We start from the raw sequence: 22,477 nt of genomic DNA, 5'->3' as shown, positions 1-22,477 counted from the left end.
AATGTATTAACGTTTTAACAAAATACTAAAATATTGTTTTTTGTTAATTTGTTATGTATATCAATATATTTTATCATAACTTGTTTATTAAATATTTAGTTTATTAATGTATATGTCACCAGTTATAAACATTGCTATAAAAAATGAATTGCTTTTATGAGCACAGTTATTGCGCTAATAAAATTAACCATGAATTAATATTCAATATTATTTAGTTTGATTTAGAAAGAAAAGCATAAATATCTATATTAACGGTATACGAGACAATTAATTTACATAATATGTAAAATTGAAAATCAAGATTTTACAATATATTAATATTTTAATTACCATTAAAATGGTCGTAATTTAATTATTTAATTTTTTTATAAAAATTAAGTAATTAAATTTATATATTATTTAATATAATAGGGCATGTTTTTTTATTTTTTAAATAACTTGGTACCATAAGAATAAAAAACTCTTACATAGATATTTATTTTTAAAAATAATTATTAATGTTTTTTATGGATATCACTTTTAATCTTCTCTTAAATTGTAGTGTATAAAATATTTCTTTAAATATTTTATGTTTATATAGTATTGTTTTTAATAGGTATTATATTACTTTTTAAGTAGAAAACTCATCAATATTAAGAATCTTTTGAGAAAAATATAGAAAACACAATGACAGATTACCGTATTATTAACAGATTTTTATGAGAAAACATGTGTTATTAACATAATATTTTCTACTTCTTTTAAATCTCTATCTAATGATAGTAGATTAGAACATTTATATTTGAAAAATAAAAAATCATTATTAGATGTGAAAACTCTCTTCGAGTGGCGATAAATAAGATAAAAAAGGGCTATCATAGAGCAGTAAAATATAAAAATTGTTATAAATCATATTTTAAAATATATTATTATTTTTTAATAATTTTAATAAAAAAGATTAATTTTATAATTAATAACGCTCTATTTAACAACATAAAAATTGAATAAGATAAGTTTATAGTAATTCTATATAATATTTAGATATGGATAGATATTAATCTATTTTTTTAATTTATAAAAAAAATGGTATTGTTGTTAACAAATTACAATATAGGTTCAGATAGTACAATATATTTATTTTTTATTCTTTTAGAAAGCATTAATTGTAGTGTTTTCCATACAGATTCTACAGTTAAGTTTCTCATGTTGCCATCTTCTGCAATTAAAGATTTCTGATAACGTCCATAACTACCTATAAGTCTTGGGTCAGTTGGGCCGTATAATGTTAAATTTGGGCAATTTAAAGCTCCGGCGAGATGACTAAGACCTGTATCTACGGATACAATTGCTTCTGCATTTGCTAATTGAGCAGCCAGTTCAGTTAAAGATAAAAAGGGGAGCACGTTTGCTGAAATTACGCCTTCAATTAAGCGTTGTGCACGAAAACGTTCATGTATTGTTCCCCAAGGTAATTTAATGCGATATCCGGCATCAGAAATAATCTTAATGAGAGAACGCCAATTTTTTTCTGGCCAATGTTTACTAAAACGTGTAGTAGAATGAAGAAAAATTATGTACGCTTTTTCATCACATTTTGTCGTAAATTGTTTAGAAATAGCATAATCAATGGGTGTGTTAGGTAGTGGATAGTTTAAGCTAGAAGAGAAAAGTTGACGTATTCGTTTGATAGCGTGTTGTTGTTTTTTTATAGAATGGCGTTTATGATAAAAAATACTGGCAAGACCTTCTCTAGCGCTTTTATAGTCCATGCCGTGTTTTTCTCCAAAAGCTATATGAGTAATAAAAGCAGCACTTTTTATGAGACCTTGGGCATCAATAATTACGTCATAATGATTACTTTGTATTTTATTTTTAAAGTTATAGCGTTCTTGGCGTGTATTTTTACTAAACCAGCTTCTTCTCCATCGGCGATTAGCTATAGAGATTACTCGACGTACGGCTGGATGCCATTTAGGAATTTCAGAAAAGTTTTCTTCTACAACCCAGTCATAACTAGCCCACGGCATTACATGCGACGCATCTGTTAGAGCAGGTAATGTATGCAAAATATCGCCCATGGAAGATATTTTAACAATAAGAACTTGCATCAACTCGATTCTTTTAAGAGACAAGTAAAGAGCTAAGAGTCCTGAAAACTTGATCAGGTTTAATTGCAATCAAGCTTTGATGATAGTCTTTTTTTTTGTTACCTTGACGAATTTTATGATAACCCCTTACTGGGCGAATTACTCGAGCCTGATGCGATAGTGGCGGAGTAAAATTTGGGCTAGTTGGGCCGTATAATGCGACAAGTGGACGAGATAAGGCACTAGCTATATGCATTAAACCAGAATCGTTGCTAACTACTGCGTGGCACGCAGCAATTAAACTAATGACTTCTTCCAGGGAAGTTGTTCCCATTAAATTATGGCAGTATTTTTGTATATCTTCAGTGAGAGAAAACCTGATCTCTTTACCTGTAGCTCGGTTTTTTATAGACCCAAAAAGTGCTATCTGATAACCACAGTGAATTAATTTTTTAGCTAAAGTAGCATAATGATAATCTGGCCAGCATTTAGCTAAACTAAATTCAGCGCCTGGACAAAAACCGATAAGTGGGTATGGATTTTTTAGAAAAAATGTTTTTAATGCCAACTCTTTGTCTTCATTACTAACCATAATGCGTGGCCAGAGTAAAGGGTTTGGTAACTCAGAAGCATCTCGTATTTTTTTGTTTTCAAATGCTAGAGCTGCATAACGTTGAACCATAAGGGGAAAAGCTTTTTTGTCTAGTTTACGTAAATCATTGATAATCCCATAACGCATTTCTCCTCGCCAGGCTGTTCTTTGAGGTATATTAGCAAAAAACGGTATTATTGCTGATTTAAACGAATTAGGAAGAACTATCGCTTGTTGATAGGTCTCTTTTCTAAGAGATTTTCCTAGTCTATAACGTTTATCTAACGCAAGAGTGCCATGATTTAATGGGATTTCGAATATTTGATTAATTTCAGGCATATGTTTCAGTAAAGGAAGAGACCATTTAGGAGCCATCACATCTATTTTAACGGTGTCGTAATATTGGACTAGATAACGATATAAGCTCTGGGACATCATCATGTCACCGATCCAAGATGGACCTATTATTAGTATTTTCAAAGTGTTTTATATGCTTCTTTTAGAAAAAATAATTTTTATCTAACCAGTTTAAATATTCAAGGATTCCATCGTCAATGTTTTTTATGGTTTTTTTATAGCCAGCAATGCGTAGTTGGGTTAAATCTGCTTGAGTATAGAATTGGTAATTTCTTTTAATTGTTTTTGGAAACGGAATATATTCTAATTGTTCTTTTTTATGATAATTTAATACCATATTTGCAATTTTTTTAAAGGATACAGCTTGGCCTGTGCCACAATTAAAGATCCCGGAGATATTTTTTTGCCAGCACCATAGATTTATTGCAACAATATCATTTATGTAAATAAAATCGCGCTTAAAATTTTCGCTATTTGTAAATAATCTTGGAGTTTGTCCACTTTTAATTTGATCATTTAACTGAAAAATGATACTTGCCATTTTTTCTTTATGTGACTCACCTGGACCGTAAACATTGAAGTAACGTAAACCACATACTTGCGATTTTATTTTTGGAAGCAGCATTCTTACATGCTGATCAAGCAAAAACTTTGAATAACCATATATATTTAAAGGTTTTTCATTTTCTGTGTTTTCAATAAAATTGTTTGTTCTTTGCCCATAAGTTGCGGCAGAAGAAGCGTAAATAAAAGGAATAGTATTTTTAATGGAGTAGTGTAGAACTTCCTTAGAATATTGATAATTATTATACATCATATACTTACAATCCAATTCAGTAGTAGAAGAGCAGGCTCCTTCATGAAATATCGCGTTGATGTTGTTAAATCCATCCTTTGAAAGCAAAAAAGAAAGAAAGTCTTGTTTATCTAAATAATCAGATATTTTTAAATCGATGAGATTATTATATTTATTATTTTTATTAAGATTATCTACGACTAAAATATTTTTATAACCAATTTTATTTAATCCTTTGATAATATTACTTCCGATAAAACCAGCTCCACCGGTAACAATTATCATAAATTATCCTTGATATTATGTTATGTTAAAAAATAATATTGATCCGATTAAAATAATACTAGGATTATTATTTTAAATTTTATAATTTCTATTAATTAAAAAGATGTTTATCTCTTATTATATTTTAGTATGTAACATGCTTGTAATAATAAAGTTATTCTAAAATGATTCTGAGTGGTCGTTTTTTATAGTTGCCAATATACTAATGTAAGATATAGTCTTAGACATTTTTTATTTATAAAATAAATTCAGTTAAAAAATTGATTAATTGCTAGATAACTTATAACTAAATTTAAATAATTAGATGAATTTGAATTTAAACTTTATCTATTAATAGTAACCATACTTTCTATTGAGATATTTTGATGTTATGTTGTTCGACAGTTATTTTTTATTAAAAATAATGATGTACTGTTAAATATGGTTTAATTAGTTTTGAATTCTAAACATAGCTGTTACAAACAATGCTTTTAATTAAATTTTCGTTTTTATCTTTCTTTTTCTTTTAAAATTTTGATATAGCTGTGATTTTTTTTAGGTTTTTATGTTTAATCTGATTAGACTAACTGGAATGTATATAATAATTATGTTTATAAGATAACCTTATATTAATGTTTCTATTGCTAGTTATGTCAACTATATGAAATAGATTGCTAGAAAGATAGTTTAAGTAAACTTACTTTATAAGCTTTTTTGTAAAAAATACATAATTAATATTAATATAGGTTAATATTTTCTTTGTAAAGCTTGAAAATATAAAAAAGTAACTTCTTCATAAGAAACAATTAAATTTTTAATTCATTATTAAAAATAACAAAAATAAAAAATAATTAAATGAATACAAATAAATATAAAATATTTAATTAATATGATTAATGCCACTGTTAAGCATGCTTGCTATTGCAGTATGGTATACGTATAGTCAATTTTTTTAAATGAACAAAGTTTTATAAGTGTTTTATTCTAATAGAATCCCCATAAAAAAATTGGAATAAGTATAAGAAAAAAATAGAAATAGAAACTTTAAATCAAGATGAAAAGATATATTTTCTAGATTTTTATCTCTTCATATATTTTATGGAGGAGATTAGAAATTTTTGATGAGGGTAAAATAAAATAATCATAAAATATAATAAATATCAAGTTGCTGTATTTTTTTTGAGTATAAGAAGAAAGAAATGATTATAAAGTTCTATGTTATATAATGTATTATAATTGTTAAAGCATTTGGAAAAGTTTTGGTAGGAGGGGGTAAAAAGATAAAATTATATTTTATTTAAAATTGAATAAAAATGATTAAATTAATTTGTTAATTATCAAAAGTTATTTTTTTATTAAAATTTTTATATATACAATATATGTACATTTATTACGATTTGTTTGTGTTCAGCAAACGTTTAATATTTTCTATAAAAGCTTATAAAGCGATTAGATCATTTTAATAAAATGTCAGTTATTGATAGTATTTTTTCAAATTTCTATTAATAGATAGTTTGAAATAAAAAAAAGAAATAAATTAAAAACCAATTTTACTATATTGGTATATAATAAAGACTAATAATAAACATTAGTTATAAAATATAAATTATTATGATTGTTTTTCTCTACTCTCAATAAAGTGATACACCTTTTTGAGGTTTAGATACGTTTTTTAATATAATTCAAGTTTCTAAAAAGATAATATCAAACATATAAGACATACAGTTGTCTATTCTTATAGACGTTTTTTATAAAACGGATGCATAACTTTTATATTTTTTATTTATGCTTTTTATAAAATATTTGCTTTATTTAGTTTAATATGAATTGTCGATATGGTAATTCTTAATAGTTTGGTTATTACTTCCTAGGAAGAAATTAAATAATTAATTTTTAATATAGTTTGCTTCTTTTTTCTTGATCAACTCAAATAACCGTCGATTTTCAGGTATATCAAGTCCGTGTATACATGCACGTTGAAGTATATAACCTGTAATATAATCTATTTCCGATTTTCTTTTAGCTTGAATGTCTTGTAACATTGAAGAGATATTATTTTTAGTTCTGAGTATTATTTGTTTAACATATAATAAAAGACATTGATCATAAATTTGATGACCTTCATATGTCATTACTAGTGCTATTTCGTAACAAATTAATTTGATTTTCTGTAGGTAGTGTATTAACTCTCCGTTTCTACAACTATAAACGGTAGTAAGAGGGTTTATTACAGCGTTTACAGCGAGTTTCATCCAAATTGAAGCCATTACATCCTGATGCCATATGACTGGAGGAAGAGCTGTATGTAATACTTTTGCTATTGCGCTACTTTGTTGCGCTTGATTATTACCCGGACCAATACGAGTTATACCTCTAGAGACATAGTAGATTTTCTCTTCTTTACTATAAGCGGCGTGTGTTGTATTCCCGATAATCAGTGGTTGAGTTAGTGCAGGAAGCTCTTCTTGAGTTCCAAATCCGTTATGTAGTAGAATGATGCCGCAATCAGTTCGCAATTGCGGCAGTAATCCTTGAACTCCAACAGATACTTGCCATGCTTTTAATGTGACGATTAATAAATCACTTTTTGCTAAATGACTGGAATTGTTAGCTGAAAATTGTAAATGATTTTCATTTCCGATTAAATCAATTAGTACTATATTAAGTTGCGATTTGTTTGTTTTCAACCAGCCTTGGATATTATGTCCATGAAAGCCAAGTGCTGTAAGCCAAATTTGTCCCAACGCGCCACAACCTAAAACGGTAATGTTCATTTTTTTAATCTAAAATTATTTATTAATGTAAATATAATATACTTAAAATTCAAATTTACATAGCAAATTTATAGCTTGATTAATACCAGATAAGGCTTCTAGATATAGTTTAGATATTAAACAATAACGAAATGTTAAAGTTGTTAAAGAATCAAAAATACCGATATCGTATTTGATTTGTAAACGAGGAGAGAGATATCCTCGCACTACAAGTTGAGTATTGTTTCCAAATCCTTGAGTATCAATTTCTAGATTGTTTACTCCCAATGTTTTTCCAACTTTATTAATAATTTTAGCACCTTTCATAATACCCATAGAGATTAATATAGATGTAATGATATTGCTATCAGATCCAGGAGAATTAATCTTCTGTCCAAGAAGTAAATAAGAGAGAGCTTCTTGATGGGATGTCAAAGGTTGAGTAAAAACTTTTATCTTGAGTTGATCAACCACTCCACTTACCTTAATTCCCACGGTGATATTGTCTTCTGTAAAATCTGGGTTACGAATAGCTTCAATATTTAAATAAGGTTGAGTAAGTGGTCCCGAAAAAACTAATTGACCTTTGTTAACAATAAAATCCTGACCGTATGCGTGGAAACGACCGGAAGGAATATCGATACATCCATTTACTCCAATTTCTTCTATATCTTTTTTTATATGTAAATTTCCTGTTAGAACAGATTTTAATCCAAACGCATCAAGATTAACATCTTGACCAAGGTGAATTACCAAATTTAAATTATTCGGTATTAGGGAAGTATTTGTGGTATTGAGAAGTGGTTGTAAATTTTTGTCTAAAAGTACTTGATCTTTAGAAATGCTGATCTCGTTTTTTTTGATATCTAGCATTTTAATATGTCCGCAGGGAATATCAATTTTTCCTTTGCAGTGAAAAACTTTCTGTTTGATATGAAAAATGAGGTCTGGTGATATATCTAGGTATGTTGTTGGAAGCGGGGTAATACGTATTCTTTTACCTTGTGCATGCACACGCATATACCAGTCCTCCATTGTTTGCCAGTTAGCTGTACCTATTAGCTTGATTTGACCATGATTTGTACTTATAACTCCTTTTAAATCGGAAGAGTTTCCATTAAATTCCAATAAGAGTTGACTATCTATCATAGAAAAAGGAATAGTGTTTCTTTTAATAACGAAGTGTTTTAGTTTTAATTTTCCATAAAGTTGGGGTATATTGAGGTTGCCTCCTAATTGGAGCGTAGCATTTATTAATCCAGTAATATTTTCATGACTTGATAGAAGTGGATTAAATATTGTTAAGGAAAGATTTTTAATGTTTATTTTACCTGATAGCCTTTGGTTTCTATATAATTCTGTGAGTTGGATATAACCGTTTAGCAGACCTTGATTATGGATTTTAAGACACCAGTTTAGACGTGTTTTCTGTTTATCTAGCGAAGTATAAAATATGAGTGATTTACAACTTAAGACAGATAAAATTTTATTGTTTGTGGCATCGCTGAATGATGTAGAGTTTTTTGTTATTGCAAATTCATGTTTTGATATATTGCGACCTTGACTCCAATTTCTATTAGTTAGGTAATTAAATAATATTTTAATTTTGGTATTAAAAAAAATAAGTGATTTTAAAATGGGGAAATCAAAATGATCAAGTATATCGATTGTGTGCTTTTTGTTCAGAATGTTAATATTATTTCCAATATACAATTGAACATGCATGTTGTGTAAAAAACAGTGTGGTCTAACTATTAAATTTTGGTTGTCCGTTAAGTGATCTAGAGTTATGGAACGTTGTAATGGTGATTTGCAAAGATGCACATTAAAGCAATTGTGATTTATAGTACTACTCCAATATCCACTTTTTCGATCGAAGCTTCCTTTGAGTTGGAATTGATCAGCTAGGTATTCAGTGTTTATTGCTATTTTAAGTGTATGTTGTTTTTCATTACCGAATGCGTTTAAAATAAATTTTGAAATTAATAATGTAGTTCCGTGTTTTAGTTGATCCATAGCTAAATTTAAGTTTCCTTGAAAAATATCATTTAAAAGAAAGCTTCCATTTAACACTATGTGAGAAAGACTAAATTGTTTAAATTTTAGTGTATTTGCTTTGATATTAATGAGTAACTGTGGCGATTGAATGTTACCTCTTAATCTTATATTCCCTCTAAGTTGTCCTTCTAGCCCAGGAAAATAACTGTGTAGTAGGGGAGCGTCAAAAATGGTGTTTAACGAGAATTCATGGCTTAACTTTCCTGTAATTATTAGCTTGTTTGTTTCTGTTAATAAAATAAGTTGTGGTATTTTCCAATGATTATCGGAGTTAGTTTGAATCGATCCTTTAAGTGTTAACATGTGATGAGGAGTTTGAGTGTATAGTTCTAATTCTGGAAATGCTAATTTCCATCGATCATTATTTATTATACCTTTACTGGTTATTTTTCCCCCTATTTTTTCAGGCCAATTTGGCCATTGATGATTGGGATTAATACCGCTAAACAATATTTTACTATGCCATTTAAAAGTATGTAGCCAGTTTATTGCTATACTTAAATCGATTTCACCAAGTAAGCTTGATATGTTAAGGTTAGACAGCTCAAAACTATTGGTATTACCTGTGGCATGCATTCTTATATTTGTTGTGGGAAGGTTTTTTCCGCTGAATGCTGCTGTGAGTGCGAATCGGTAATTTTGTGGTTTTCCTGCTAGGTCTAATTTTAGATTGTGTAGTTGATGTTCAGCATTTCCAATCAAAGGCCATTGTAGAGATTGACTACTACATGTTAGTATAAATGGAGTCCCTATTTTCATCAATTGTGCTTTGAGAGATACATGCGCAGTGAGTGGACCAGATAATGTAATTTCAGCGTGAAGTTCATCACGTAAATTACCATTTATGGTGAGTTTAATTTTTTCATCTACTAAATCTAAATTTTTTAAAGCAACTTTTAGGGTTATTGTTACAGGCCATTGTCCCTTTAAGCTAATGTGTCCGCTAGCACTTATTAAACCTAAAGATGAATCAATATTAAGAAGTGTTAATTCAGCATTTTGATCATAAATGTTTCCTTGAATGCGTAATTGATTGATAGTTAAATCGCTGGATTCCCTGATTAGGAAAATATTTTCTATATCAATGTTTTCGAGAATTATATTACACGGTAATGTAAATGATGGTAACGATGATAATAATGGCTTTGAAAAACAAGCGTTTAATTTCTCCGATAATGTTTCTTTAGAATGTAGTGCTAATTTTTGAAGCTTGTATTTATTCTCTTTATTATAAATATTATTTCGTATGAAATCATTGAGAAAAGATTTTTTTAAAAATGCTTGTATTGTCGGTGGAATTGTAATTAAAAAAGAAGAAATATGTGTTGGATGAACTATTAATTTTTTGTCTTCGAATGACAGACCTGTTGTAATTTTTTTTAGAGCAAAATGGATGTTATCTGTATGAACTTGAATATTCTTTATTATCAAGCGTTCTAATGGTACCTGCTTTATTATGGATAAAATTTTTTTATTGTGTATATGTGAGAAGGTTAAAGAATTAATTTTTTTCATATCCAAATTAACAATAACATCTTCTAGTAATAAATTGTTTATAGATAATTTATTCTGACGAAAATAGCTAGAATTTAGTTTTAAATGACATTTTTCAGCAAAGAGAGTGATCCCAGGCATCTGATAGCGTAGTTGTTGTATTGTCAGATTGCGCCAGTTTCCACTAAAGGATCCAATTTCTAATCCAGGAACCCATTTTTTTACACCGTTTATCAATAAATGTAGACCGTCAGTAGTACTGATTAGATATACTAATACGCTGAATGTCATGATAATAAGAAAAAGAATATAAAAAAAAATTTTCTTAAAAATTCTCATAATTGTTGGTCTAAACCAATATAAAATTGCACATTTTGATCATTGGAAGCCTGAATGGGGCTAGCTATATCGAATTTAATAAAACCTATAGGTGATTGCCAGCGTAGTCCAATTCCGGCACTACGGTTAATTTTACTATCTTTAAGCTTATTCATAGCTTGACCTCCATCAATAAACACTGCTCCCCACCATTGATCGATAATTCTATATTGGTATTCTAACGATCCAGTTGCCAGTTTATACCCTCCTGTTAGTTTTCCAGAATCATCTTGGGGTGACAGTGATTTATATTTATAGCCCCGAATGCTTCGATCTCCTCCTGCAAAAAAGCGAAGTGATGGTGGAATACGTTGAAAATCATTAGTTTTGATCCAACCAAAATTCCACTTGGCAATTAAGCGATGTTTTTCGACCAATGTTCTAATCCAAATATTCTGAGTTTGTAGGATAATAAAATCGACATCTGAACCCCAGAGTTTTTTCGAAATATCGAGAGAATAGTATTGACTGTCGCCCCACTTTGAAATTAGCTCACCATGTTGGCGTATACGGTTAACACTGATACCGGGATATATTAATATGTTTTTATTAGTGATTCCAGGTTGTGAAAAGTGTCCTTTTCTCCAATGTAGATTTATAGCTTTTTTCCAACCATTAGACGTTTTCCAAAAACGTGACATATGTAGTTTTATTTCATGAATTTTAGTGTTATTGAGATCCTCTCGTTTAAATTGGCCATTAAAGTGATAATATTGATGAAGAGGGGATTTAAGTTTTGGGACTTTATAAATAATGTTAGCTGATTGCTTTGCTGCTGATAGATTTATATTTGTTTGAAAACTTTGTCCATGAGAGTTGAGATAAGGTTTATTCCAAGTATTTTTTACTCGAGTTTCTATGTTTGTTTCGTAGCCTATGCTAGACTCTATTCTGTTGCGAGGGGATGGTGTAACAATTATATCTAGCAATAATGTTTTTTTTTCTTTAGTGTCTAATAAGATCGGTGAGATTACTACAGAATTAAACCAGTTGGTAGATAGCAGTAATCTATGAAGTTTCTCTAATAATTCAGTGCTATAGTATTCTAGTGTTTTTATTTTGGTAATGTTATGTAAATATTCTTTACGGATGTTTGTGTTCCGAAAACGTATTTTTCGAATACGATAACGTTGACCACTATTAAAATCAATATCCCAATAAGCTTGGAGGCGTTCTGGGGATATACATAATTGGTGTTTTTTAAAGGTAGCATCGAAATATCCTTTTTGTATTGCTAAACTAGATAGACCGCTTTTAAAATGATCGTATGTATTGTGATTTAGTATGGTCCCGAGTTTAGGTGTGTTATTTTTAACCCAGAGTTGGTAATCCTTATCCTGTCGAGCTTCGCCCCGTAAGATAACATTAACATTCGCAATTCTAATCGGTATACCAGGTGATACGTGAACAATTAAAATTCTATTAGTGTTTTTTAGCGATGGTTGAAATTTAAAATCAATCGAAGAAGAATAGTAACCGAGTGCTTGTAGGTTTTCTCTCAGTATGCGTTCTACCTGTTTTTTTAGATTATTCGGATTGTCGCTTATTTTATTTCCTTGTAGAATAGAAATATTAGAATTTATTTTATGTTGAATTTCGTCGCTGAGCCCTTCTAATTTTAATTTTATATGAGGGGAAGTGTAAGCTGGAGATAAATATAATAATATACAGAAAAATAAACATGTTCGATTATGCCATATATTCACATTAATGCCTTTTATATCAAAAACGTTTTAAAATATACGATTTAAATTTGTTCTATAAATTGATTTTTTAATAGTTAAGAATTCACAATACTATTATTATTGATTTAATATTAGATTTCGTAGAAAAGTACAAGTTATAGTGTTCTATTAAAGGGGTTCTGGTGTGTTAATAAAGAAAACTTTGTTAAAAATGGATTTGGTAAATCAAACATTTTTTAATATTATAGAGAATAACATCAGAGTGTCATTCTTTTCAGTTAGTTTAAAAAATCCGATAGAAATTTAATTTTTTAACTTATTAGATTATATTTGTGGTTAAAAACACAATATAGTAAATTTATATTTATTTTAACGAAGTTGATTTATTAAAAAATCTTGATGGAAATATGAAGACAAAGTTTTTTCGTATGTTTTATGTTTTTAAATTTTTTAATAATTAAAGATATAATAATATTACTAAATATTTTTATTATAAGTAAGACTTAATACGAATACCATAGGTTTAGTTGAACCATTAAGATATTCGGTTATTAATAGCGATGTTTTTTTCTTTATTTTGTTGGAATGACGTAAGTTTACTAGTTATTGTATACATGTAATTGATTGGATGACAGACATCATTAAATTGCGAAATAGAAAAATATTTTTGGTTAAATTGTGTAAGATTTAGATGTAAAAATTAATTTTGGAGAATAAAAGAATATATTTAAATGTATTTTATACATCTTTTTATGGGATAAGAATATATTTTAATAAAAAAAATAATAAAAAGATTGCTGTTTAAAGAAAAATAGTTTAAATTTTTTATTTAAGATTAAATAATACGTTTTTGTTAAAAATAAATTTTTAAATAATTTAAAATTTTGTATTAAAACTTTTTATGCGGGAATAGCTCAGTGGTAGAGCACAACCTTGCCAAGGTTGGGGTCGCGAGTTCGAGCCTCGTTTCCCGCTTAAAAGTAAAATTAAAATTTTTTTATAAGTTTTACATTAAAAATCATAAAAATAAGTAAAATATTATTTCTCAAGATAAATACACTTTAATTATTTTGTAGGAAACAAAGTTAATTAAGTTGATAATTTGAAGAACAATATGTTTTTTACATTCAAAAAAAAATATGTACATGTTTTAATTTATGATTTAATATCATATTAATCAGAAAGTTAAGATTTTTTTTGAAGAAATTTTATAATCCTTATTGATTAATTTTTGAATAATTTGTAATAGTTTACATGGAATACTTATTCAAAATATATTAACTTAATAAAATTAAAAACAAAGTTTATTTACATTTTTTAATTTGCAGGAACACATGAAAAATTGGTTCTAGTTGGATTCTTGCTCTAATCTTTTCGTTTTAATTTTTTATTAGGGTGTAAATCCTATTATTAGATGAGACTTAATGTTTAAATATTTGTTATTTAGAAATTAACAGTTCGCGGACTGCGTGGAAAAGGAATTACATCACGAACATTTTTCATCCCTGTTACATATATTATTAAGCGTTCTAAACCTAGTCCAAAACCCGAATGCGAGACAGTTCCATATCGACGCAGATCGCGATACCACCAGTAATCTTCTTGGTTTAATCCTTTTTCTTCCAGACGTTTATCTAGGTAATCTAAGCGTTCTTCACGCTGTGATCCACCAATGATTTCACCAATTCCTGGAGCAAGAATATCCATAGCTGCGACAGTTTTCCCATCTTCATTTATACGCATATAAAATGCTTTAAGATCTTTTGGATAGTTTTTGATTACCACTGGCGCTTTAAAACACACTTCTGATAAATAGCGTTCATGTTCTCCAGATAAATCTCCTCCCCACAAAGGTGAAAGTTCAAATTTTTGATCGCAGTTTTTTAAGAGTTGTATAGCTTCGCTGTAGTCAATTTGAATTAAATCTGTATTAATGAATCGTTCAAGACGCTTAATTGCTTGTTTGTCGATCGTTTGACTAAGGAATTGCATTTCTTTTTCGCATTCGGTTAATACCGATTGAAAAAGGTATTTAAGCATACTTTTTGATAAATCAATTATATCGGTGAGATTAGCGAATGCGAATTCGACTTCAACCATCCAAAATTCAGCAAGATGACGACTAGTGTTGGAATTCTCAGCTCGGAAAATTGGGCCAAAAGTATAAACTTTTGATAGAGCGCAAGCATAACTTTCAGCATTGAGCTGTCCTGATACTGTTAAAAACGTTTCTTTTCCAAAGAAATCTTGATGAAAATCACATTTTCCGTCAGGGGTTTGAGGGGGTGTTTTTAAATCAAGAGTTGATACTCGGAACATGTCGCCTGTTCCTTCACTATTAGAAGCGGTAATTAAAGGAGTTGATACCCAGAAAAAACCTTTTTCATTCATAAAACGGTGAATAGATTGTGCTAAAGTATGACGAATTCTAGTAACAGCTCCTATAAGATTTGTGCGAGGCCGAAGATGAGCTACGTCTCGTAAATGTTCAAGACTATGACGCTTAGGGGCTATAGGGTAACTATTGGGATCTTCTACCCACCCGAGTACTTTAATGGTTTTTACTTGAATTTCATAATTCTGATTTTTACCAATAGAATTAATAAGTTGACCACTTATAGACACGGAGCAACCAGCAGTTAATCGTAATACTTCATCATGATAATTTAGTAAGGTATTATTTGCAACGGCTTGTAAAGCATCAAAGCAAGAGCCGTCATAAATCGTGAGAAAGGAGATCCCAGCCTTAGAATCTCTGCGCGTACGAATCCACCCTTGCACAGTTACTTCACTTTCAGTAGGCACGCGTCCTTTAAAAACATCTAATACTGTGGCTGTATTCATGTAATATACTCTTAATTTTTCAATTAATAAAATATTGCATTATGCATCATGAGTTAATCTTTAAGTTTTTATTTTTTTTATGTTTTTTTTAAATATATTAGAGCATAAAAACTGTATTACTTTTTGTGTTTCGAAAGCGTGCTGATTTTATTTATATATATAAATACAGAAATATTATGTTTAATATTTTAAATAATTGAATTTATTAATAAAATTATATAAAATTAGTTTTTAATTTTAAGTTTTATTAAAATATATTTATGATATTATCTGCTACTTAAATCGCGGTTTTCTTAATTGATAAAATGAATTTAAAAGCGTTAGTAGTAAAGAATATTAACTTTTTTCAATTTCATTTGCAATTGGTAAATGTGAGATAATAGGAAAAGTGTTTAACTAACATTAAATTCTAAAAAATAAATTTGATAAGAAAATCATATACTATATTTTTTGTTTGATTTGATTAAATATCAAAATGAAGCATAAATATGATTAATGAAATTTATGTGTTTATCTGAAGATGACAAATAAAATTATGCTATATATTTAAATATATCTTTTTATTAGATTATAGCTAATACCATAGATCATCATGCCTACAATTGTTTTTTTAGATATATAATATTTGCCCATTAATTACATAGATCTAGAGATATAGACAATACGTCGAAGTATTAATTTATAGATTACTTAATAATGTCTATGACTTGTATATTATTTTATGTAAAGTCTTTTGCTTTTCTGTGATAATTTTTGTTAAATAAAATTTGGATACCAAAGAAAACTATATTTAGTTTAATTTAGATATTGATGAAATTATTCATAATTTGAAAAAAGTTTTATAATTAAGAAAAGTGGTAACAAAACGAATTTAGTAAAAAAATGAGCTCTTCTTGAAATCTTAACTAACAAAAAATCATATAATATTCAATAATTACTTGTGGTCAAGTATTAAATAAAATTTGTTTAAATTTAGTTAGATAGTTCTAAATTTCTAGATTAAAGAAGTTTTCTAATAGAATTTATAATTATTTCTTTAATTTTATTGCAACAAATGCTATTTCTTTACATTATGAATGTTTTTTTGCATTGTTTTAACGAAAATCAATTTTTTATATATGGAGGGTTCAATGGCTAAAGAAGAAAATATTGAAATGCAAGGTACTGTAATAGATACGTTACCTAACACCATGTTTCGGGTAGAACTGGAAAATGGACATATAGTCACTGCACATATATCTGGTAAAATGAGAAAAAATTATATTCGCATCTTAACTAGCGATAAAGTAACTGTTGAGTTGACTCCGTATGATTTAAGTAAAGGGCGTATTGTATTCCGAAGTCGTTAAGAGAATGTAATTTTAGGTCTTAATAGAATCTTAAAAAGAAATGTTGTTTATATTATTGCATAATTATTTCCTTTACTATTTTTATAAAGATATTTTCTATCACGATATATAAATTAGGAAATAATGATGTAAATTAGGGTTTTGTGATATTATATTGTTAATTATCATTATAAAATTTTTATATAGAAAAGATATCTTCTTTATACAATAAAAAAACACTATTATTGCGTATGTTTTTTTATTAATTAATCAAATATCTTGCTTGATGTTTATTTTTAAAAATTAGGGAGAAATGTGTTAGTTGTATAGCTTGCTTTAGTAATCGATATGTTGTTTAATAACAAAACCGTTACAAACTAGTAACAAGAAAGATTTTCTTAATAAACTTAAGCAATGCAAAATATGGATTTTAGGTAGCATTGCACATTAGAATAGATTACTTTTTATTTAAAAAAATGAGTACGTTTTAAATCTTTTTCTATATACCACTTATGATAGATAATGTAGAAATAGATTCTATATTTGTTAAGTTATTAAATTGAAAGATATAGATGTTTTAGTATTGAGGGAAGATTTTATTTTTTTTCTAGATGTTCATATTTTATTAATTTAAGATAAACATACTTTTTCTGAATTTTATTGAAAAGTGAAGTGACATATTATCTTGTTTATGTAATATTTAATCTTTAGTGTTTTATGTGTAGTTTATTTTTTTTAGTTTAATGTATTTATATATAATATTAATTATATGTTAAGTTTATTTTTAAAAAATTGTTTCTTTTAAAAAAAAGAAGGAGAGATTAACTAGTTTAGGTAAAGTTGTAAGTAGATATAGATAAACTATATTTATCTTATTAAGATAGAAGTAAATTAGGGATAAATAATTCTTTGTTTAATAAAAAACATTGCTGACAAGTTATATTAAATTAATTATAATAAAAATTATATTTTTTATTATAAGATAATAATCAAATTAACAACTAATTTATTAAAATTAGCATGGTTAAGAAATAAAGATATCAATTGTTGCTCGTAATTATAATTCAATTTTTTAATAGTATAAAATTGAATTATAATTTTTGTGTTTATACGATACAGATTTAATTATTAACATTTAAAACAATATTTATATCTTCATATAAAGATATAGCTTTTTAATAAAATGTCAAAAAACAAATAATATTTTTTTAAAAAAAATCAAAATCTTTCTACGAGTGTCTTTATGTTAAAGATCACATACAACATGTTATGTTTGATCTTTATTTTTCTTATTATGCAAAATTGCGATTAAACAAAAAGAGTATGTGCTAATAAATAAGGTTAACTGAACAGTTAAAAAGAGTTTTATTCATAAGAATGATGTTTAAATGAAAACAATGGGCTAAAGTAAAATCTTTATTATTAAAAACTATTCTAGTTTCTTAAATTTTATTGAATGAATCTTTTTTTTATAGTTTTTATTTTTAGAGATTACCTCTTCTTTATTTTTTTAAGTTGAGAGTATTTTTTTAAGATTCGGTTTTTTCTTTTTTTTCGGTTTAACTTATTTTTTTCTTTCTAAAGCAATTTTAACTAGTATTGAAAAAATATCAGGATTTAGTGATGCGGAACCAATGAGAGCACCATCGACATCTGGCTGATTAAAGAGTGCAGCAGCATTGTCAATGTTTACTGATCCTCCATATTGAATAATAACTTGTTTTGCACTTTCTGAATCATATTCATTAATATAACTACGAATAAATTCATGGATTTTTTGAGCTTGACTTGGTAGTGCAGCTTTACCAGTTCCAATAGCCCAAATAGGCTCATAGGCAATAACAGAATTTTGAAATGCTGTGATACCAACTTTATTGATTATTGCATCAATTTGATTAATACAAATTTTTTGAGTTTGTCCCGATCTTCTTTCCTCTTCACTTTCACCTATACATAATACTGGAATTAAACCACTTTTTTTTAATACCGCAAATTTTTCGGCAATAAGTTCATTATTTTCTTTATGATAAAGACGGCGTTCAGAGTGACCAATGATACTATATTTAGCGCCAATATCTTTAAGCATTTTAGGGGAGATATCACCAGTATAAGCCCCGGAGGTGTGGATGTCGATGTTTTGCGCACATAGCGCAATGTTGGTATCTTTCAGATAGTGCTGTGTAAGGTGAAGATAAGGGAGTGGTGGTGCAACTGCTACATCACAATTAATAGTGTTATTTATTTTACTGCGTAACATGAGTGCGCGATTATTGATTATTTCTTTAGTACCATTAAGCTTCCAATTACCGATTATTAAATAGTTTCGCATTTTTATTCCCTGTGTTTAAAGAGAGCCTAATTGTTAATCAGGTCTTATGTGATTGAATTTTAAAAAAAACGCCTATATGTTTATATTTTTTTTGTATACAGTAATTGATTGATTAACTTGTTTGCAAAACAATATATTTAATTATGAACTTATTGTTTAGTGGTAGTTTATAGTAAAATAGAAAAAAAAATAAAATGAAAAGTAGTGTGGTCAAAAAAAATAGTTAACGATCAATACAAAAAAAAAGAATTGTGACCGAAAGAGCTATTTTATTCTACAAAATAGAATAGCGCTTAAAAACCCGGAATGGTAGACTTGATGATTTAAAATTGAGTTCTTATTATTTAACTTTCATTTTTAAATGAAACTGTTATTAAAATCTTGAAAGAAAAATTAGTTTATAAGCTATTTTTTATAATTAGTAATGGAGTTAAAGTTTTTTCTGATATAAACAGGCTGTGTTTTTAACACACGTCTTTTTAGACGTTGTTGTCGATAAAAAATGTATTTGTTATATAAAACAACATTAGTTGATTGTAAGTTTAATAACTTATTGACGTTTTTGATTTTATTAAATCATCAAGTGTTAAAGACATTATTTTTATTATGTAAATAATTTAAGAGTTATGATAACTTGTGGGGAGCTAAGATAGGTAGTCTAAAGTTATTTACTAAATTTATATATTTACCTACAAGAAAATGTTTGATCATTACATGTATAATAATAAAAATCATACTATATTTGTAATATACACGTTGTGTGTTTTCATGTTAGAGAAGTATATGAAAGCACTTAACTGTTAAATTACTTGATTGTTTTTATGGAATGATCTTTCCTGCTAATGAGCAATCTGGAGAATAGTAAAATTCACAATAAGATTTTAACTTTTTATACAGGATGAACTGCTGTTTATTTAAGTAGCAGTACGTTGAAAAATAAGGCAAGTAAAAAGTGAAATATTTTTTTTTGAAATAGAATATAGAAAGTAATCAAGTCCAGCGTTGTAAAAAAATAACTTAAATGGAGAAATTTAGTTTTTGTTATAATTAGGCTGAACTATCGTTGATAACGGTACTATATTTATTATTCTTTTTTATCATAGTTTTGTGAATATCAAGACATCTAAAAGATATGAATTTTTTTAGGTAATTAAAAAATGTTTTTAAGCTAAGTTTTACATATAAAAATAAAGAGCTAAATTTCTATGGTGATACTATAAAAAATGGAGAGGCTTTCTAATAGAAAGCTTAAAACAAGTGATTTTAACAATATTGACGAGCGTTAAAATTTATTTTTTACATAAATAAAGAGATATAATTATTAAAGTTTTATAAAGTGAATATATATGATTAAAAAAATCACTTTATGGTTTGTCTTTAATGTGTTTTTAGTTTATAAGAGAATTACATGTTTTGCAAGTGTTTTAAGCGAAACCCCATTATCCATAGTGCACTAAAATATACTACTCCGCTAACAATAATGATACCGATGAGTTGCAATTGTTGTTGCCATCTTTCTCCGATAGATAGGAGGTGATTAGTTCTAAAAATGAGGAGCCCGATGAGTACCGATCCCATGATAATAACAGCCAGTAATACCCGGAAAAAAAAACCAATCCATCCTGGTTGCGGCTTAAATAGTTTTTTTCGGCGTAATTGCCAATATAAAAGAATGGAATTTAGACAAGAAGATAGTCCAATAGATAAAGATAAACCGACATGTTTTAGTGGAATAACAAACATTAAATTCATTAATTGGGTGGTAAAAAGTGTAATGATTGCCATGCGTAGAGGTGTTTTCATATCTCGGCGGGAATAGAATGCAGGTACAAGAACTTTTCCTAAAATTAAGCCGACCAATCCGACCGAATAAGCGAGTAAAGCTTTTTGAGTCATGAGGGTATCAAATTCAGAGAATTTACCATATTGGAATAATAAAACAGTTAATGGATAAGAAAGAATTGCTAATCCTAAGGCACTAGGAAGTGCCAGTATTAAGCATGCTCGCAAAGCCCAGTCTAATAGTCGAGAATATTTATCGTGATCATTATCATGAATGCTGCGTGATAGAGAAGGAAGTAAAATAGTTCCTAGAGTTGCACCAAGCACTCCAGAAGGAAATTCCATAAGACGATCGGCATAATACATCCAAGAAACAGAACCGGAGAGTAGAAAAGAAGAAAACAGTGTATTGATTATGATCGATATTTGACTGACTACCCCTCCTAAGATAGTTGGTCCCATCTTTCGAAATACGTGATAAATGTCTGGTTCGAAAAATTTTATTCTGGGGAAGATTAACATATTAATTTTTTTTAAAAATGGTATTTGATAACTTAATTGTAGGATACCTCCAACTACGACCGCCCATCCTAATGCCATGATTGGTGGATGAAAGAGTGGTGTTCCCAAGATTAAAAATCCTAACATGCTTATGTTAAGCAATGCTGGTGTGAATGCTGGCACCAAGAATTGGTTCCAAGTATTAAGAACTGAGCTTGCTAATGATGTGAGAGATACAAAGAAAATATAAGGAAATGTGATACGTAATAATTTTGTAGTTAACGCAAACTTTTCTGATGTGTTGGCGCTAAAACCTAACGAGGTAACCATGATGATCCATGGTGCAGCTAGAATACCAGTAATAGTCACTATAGATAAAATGAGTGTTAGTAAACCTGCGATATAAGCAAGGAATGTTCGCGTTGCTATATCATTTTGCTTATTTTTATATTCTGCTAAAATAGGAACGAACGCTTGCGAGAAAGTACCTTCTGCGAAGATTCGTCGAAGCATATTTGGAATCTTAAAGGCAATGAAAAAAGCATCACTTGCTATTCCAGCACCAAAAGCTTGAGCAATGATGATATCTCGGATCAGCCCTAAAATGCGAGAAAAAAATGTGATCGAACTGACCACTACCAAGGATTTTAATAAACTCATAGTATGAACGTTTTTCTACCTAAATGCTTTATATGTTTTATGGTGATGCTATGTATAGAGAATAGCCGGTTGTACAACATTAATTGGTTATTATTCATTTAGAATTGATAAATTTAATACATGAATTAGAATAATAATAACCAATCTTAAAAAGGTTGTTTATGTAACATACACAAGCATAGATGTGACTTAATATCTCTCAATTTAGAGTAATTTGATTTTTTTTGTATTTGTAACTTAGTTTTTCGTAGTTACGAAAATATAATAATTATAGAATAATGGTTTTTTTGTTCACATTAAAGAGCAGTTTTAGATGCTTAGTTTTTAATGGTCGATTTGTGTATAGTCCAGAGTGATGATTTATAGAGTGTCAGAGATTTTTCGTTAATAGTTAAGGTTAATATCATTAATTAATGCAATAGATTGAGAATTTATATCAGTTATCTATTTTTTTAAATCAACATAGATAACATTGATTTCTGTTAACTCAAAACGATGTTTATATATTGCTGTACATTTCTTTTTTTAAGAAGTTATTTACCTAATGTTTGGTATCGTTAATAAGCATGTCACTTATTATGTAATATGAC

Annotated in this window: 10 protein-coding genes and 1 tRNA gene; 2 read left to right on the top strand and 9 right to left on the bottom strand. The window is 28.1% G+C overall.

Annotation, left to right across the window (positions count from 1 at the left end):
• Nucleotides 1-1,082 precede the first annotated feature (1,082 nt).
• The 6 genes from rfaC to tamA all read right to left on the bottom strand — a co-directional run bounded on the left by rfaC (nt 1,083) and on the right by tamA (nt 12,464).
• Nucleotides 1,083-2,087, bottom strand: coding sequence for a lipopolysaccharide heptosyltransferase RfaC (rfaC, locus tag A35E_RS00500; RefSeq protein ID WP_014888719.1), 1,005 nt, complete (start codon nt 2,085-2,087; stop codon nt 1,083-1,085).
• A gap of 13 nt (nt 2,088-2,100) precedes the next feature.
• Nucleotides 2,101-3,138 (bottom strand): lipopolysaccharide heptosyltransferase II, encoded by a 1,038-nt coding sequence (gene waaF, locus A35E_RS00495; RefSeq protein ID WP_044105071.1) that lies wholly within the window; start codon nt 3,136-3,138, stop codon nt 2,101-2,103.
• Nucleotides 3,139-3,157: 19 nt separating this feature from the next.
• Nucleotides 3,158-4,096 carry an ADP-glyceromanno-heptose 6-epimerase gene (rfaD, locus tag A35E_RS00490; protein ID WP_014888717.1) on the bottom strand — a complete coding sequence of 313 codons (939 nt, stop codon included), beginning with the start codon at nt 4,094-4,096 and terminating at the stop codon, nt 3,158-3,160.
• A 1,865-nt stretch (nt 4,097-5,961) separates the two neighbouring features.
• On the bottom strand, nt 5,962-6,849 hold the full coding sequence (gene panE, locus A35E_RS00485) for a 2-dehydropantoate 2-reductase (RefSeq protein WP_014888716.1): 888 nt from the start codon (nt 6,847-6,849) through the stop codon (nt 5,962-5,964).
• A 42-nt stretch (nt 6,850-6,891) separates the two neighbouring features.
• The gene (gene tamB, locus A35E_RS00480) at nt 6,892-10,671 is read right to left on the bottom strand and encodes an autotransporter assembly complex protein TamB (RefSeq protein WP_052306318.1); all 3,780 of its coding nucleotides are present in this window, start codon (nt 10,669-10,671) and stop codon (nt 6,892-6,894) included.
• A gap of 44 nt (nt 10,672-10,715) precedes the next feature.
• Nucleotides 10,716-12,464 carry an autotransporter assembly complex protein TamA gene (gene tamA / locus A35E_RS00475; RefSeq protein ID WP_014888714.1) on the bottom strand — a complete coding sequence of 583 codons (1,749 nt, stop codon included), beginning with the start codon at nt 12,462-12,464 and terminating at the stop codon, nt 10,716-10,718.
• An 882-nt stretch (nt 12,465-13,346) separates the two neighbouring features.
• Between tamA and A35E_RS00470 the strand changes: the two genes are divergently transcribed.
• Nucleotides 13,347-13,418: transfer RNA gene (locus tag A35E_RS00470), tRNA-Gly, on the top strand.
• A 468-nt stretch (nt 13,419-13,886) separates the two neighbouring features.
• On the opposite strand, the gene asnS is transcribed toward A35E_RS00470, so the two are convergent.
• The gene (asnS, locus tag A35E_RS00465; protein WP_014888713.1) at nt 13,887-15,287 is read right to left on the bottom strand and encodes an asparagine--tRNA ligase; all 1,401 of its coding nucleotides are present in this window, start codon (nt 15,285-15,287) and stop codon (nt 13,887-13,889) included.
• A 1,130-nt stretch (nt 15,288-16,417) separates the two neighbouring features.
• On the opposite strand from asnS, the gene infA reads away from it, so the two are divergent.
• Nucleotides 16,418-16,636 carry a translation initiation factor IF-1 gene (infA, locus tag A35E_RS00460; protein ID WP_014888712.1) on the top strand — a complete coding sequence of 73 codons (219 nt, stop codon included), beginning with the start codon at nt 16,418-16,420 and terminating at the stop codon, nt 16,634-16,636.
• Nucleotides 16,637-18,179: 1,543 nt separating this feature from the next.
• Here infA and tpiA read toward each other — a convergent pair.
• Together tpiA and murJ are read right to left on the bottom strand one after the other, a co-directional pair.
• Nucleotides 18,180-18,944 (bottom strand): triose-phosphate isomerase, encoded by a 765-nt coding sequence (tpiA, locus tag A35E_RS00455; protein ID WP_014888711.1) that lies wholly within the window; start codon nt 18,942-18,944, stop codon nt 18,180-18,182.
• 1,404 nt (nt 18,945-20,348) lie between these two features.
• Nucleotides 20,349-21,887, bottom strand: coding sequence for a murein biosynthesis integral membrane protein MurJ (gene murJ, locus A35E_RS00450; RefSeq protein WP_014888710.1), 1,539 nt, complete (start codon nt 21,885-21,887; stop codon nt 20,349-20,351).
• Nucleotides 21,888-22,477 lie beyond the last annotated feature (590 nt).

Origin of the sequence: secondary endosymbiont of Heteropsylla cubana (assembly GCF_000287355.1) — a bacterium.
GTDB lineage: Bacteria > Pseudomonadota > Gammaproteobacteria > Enterobacterales > Enterobacteriaceae.
This window is presented reverse-complemented; position numbering and strand designations above follow the sequence as displayed.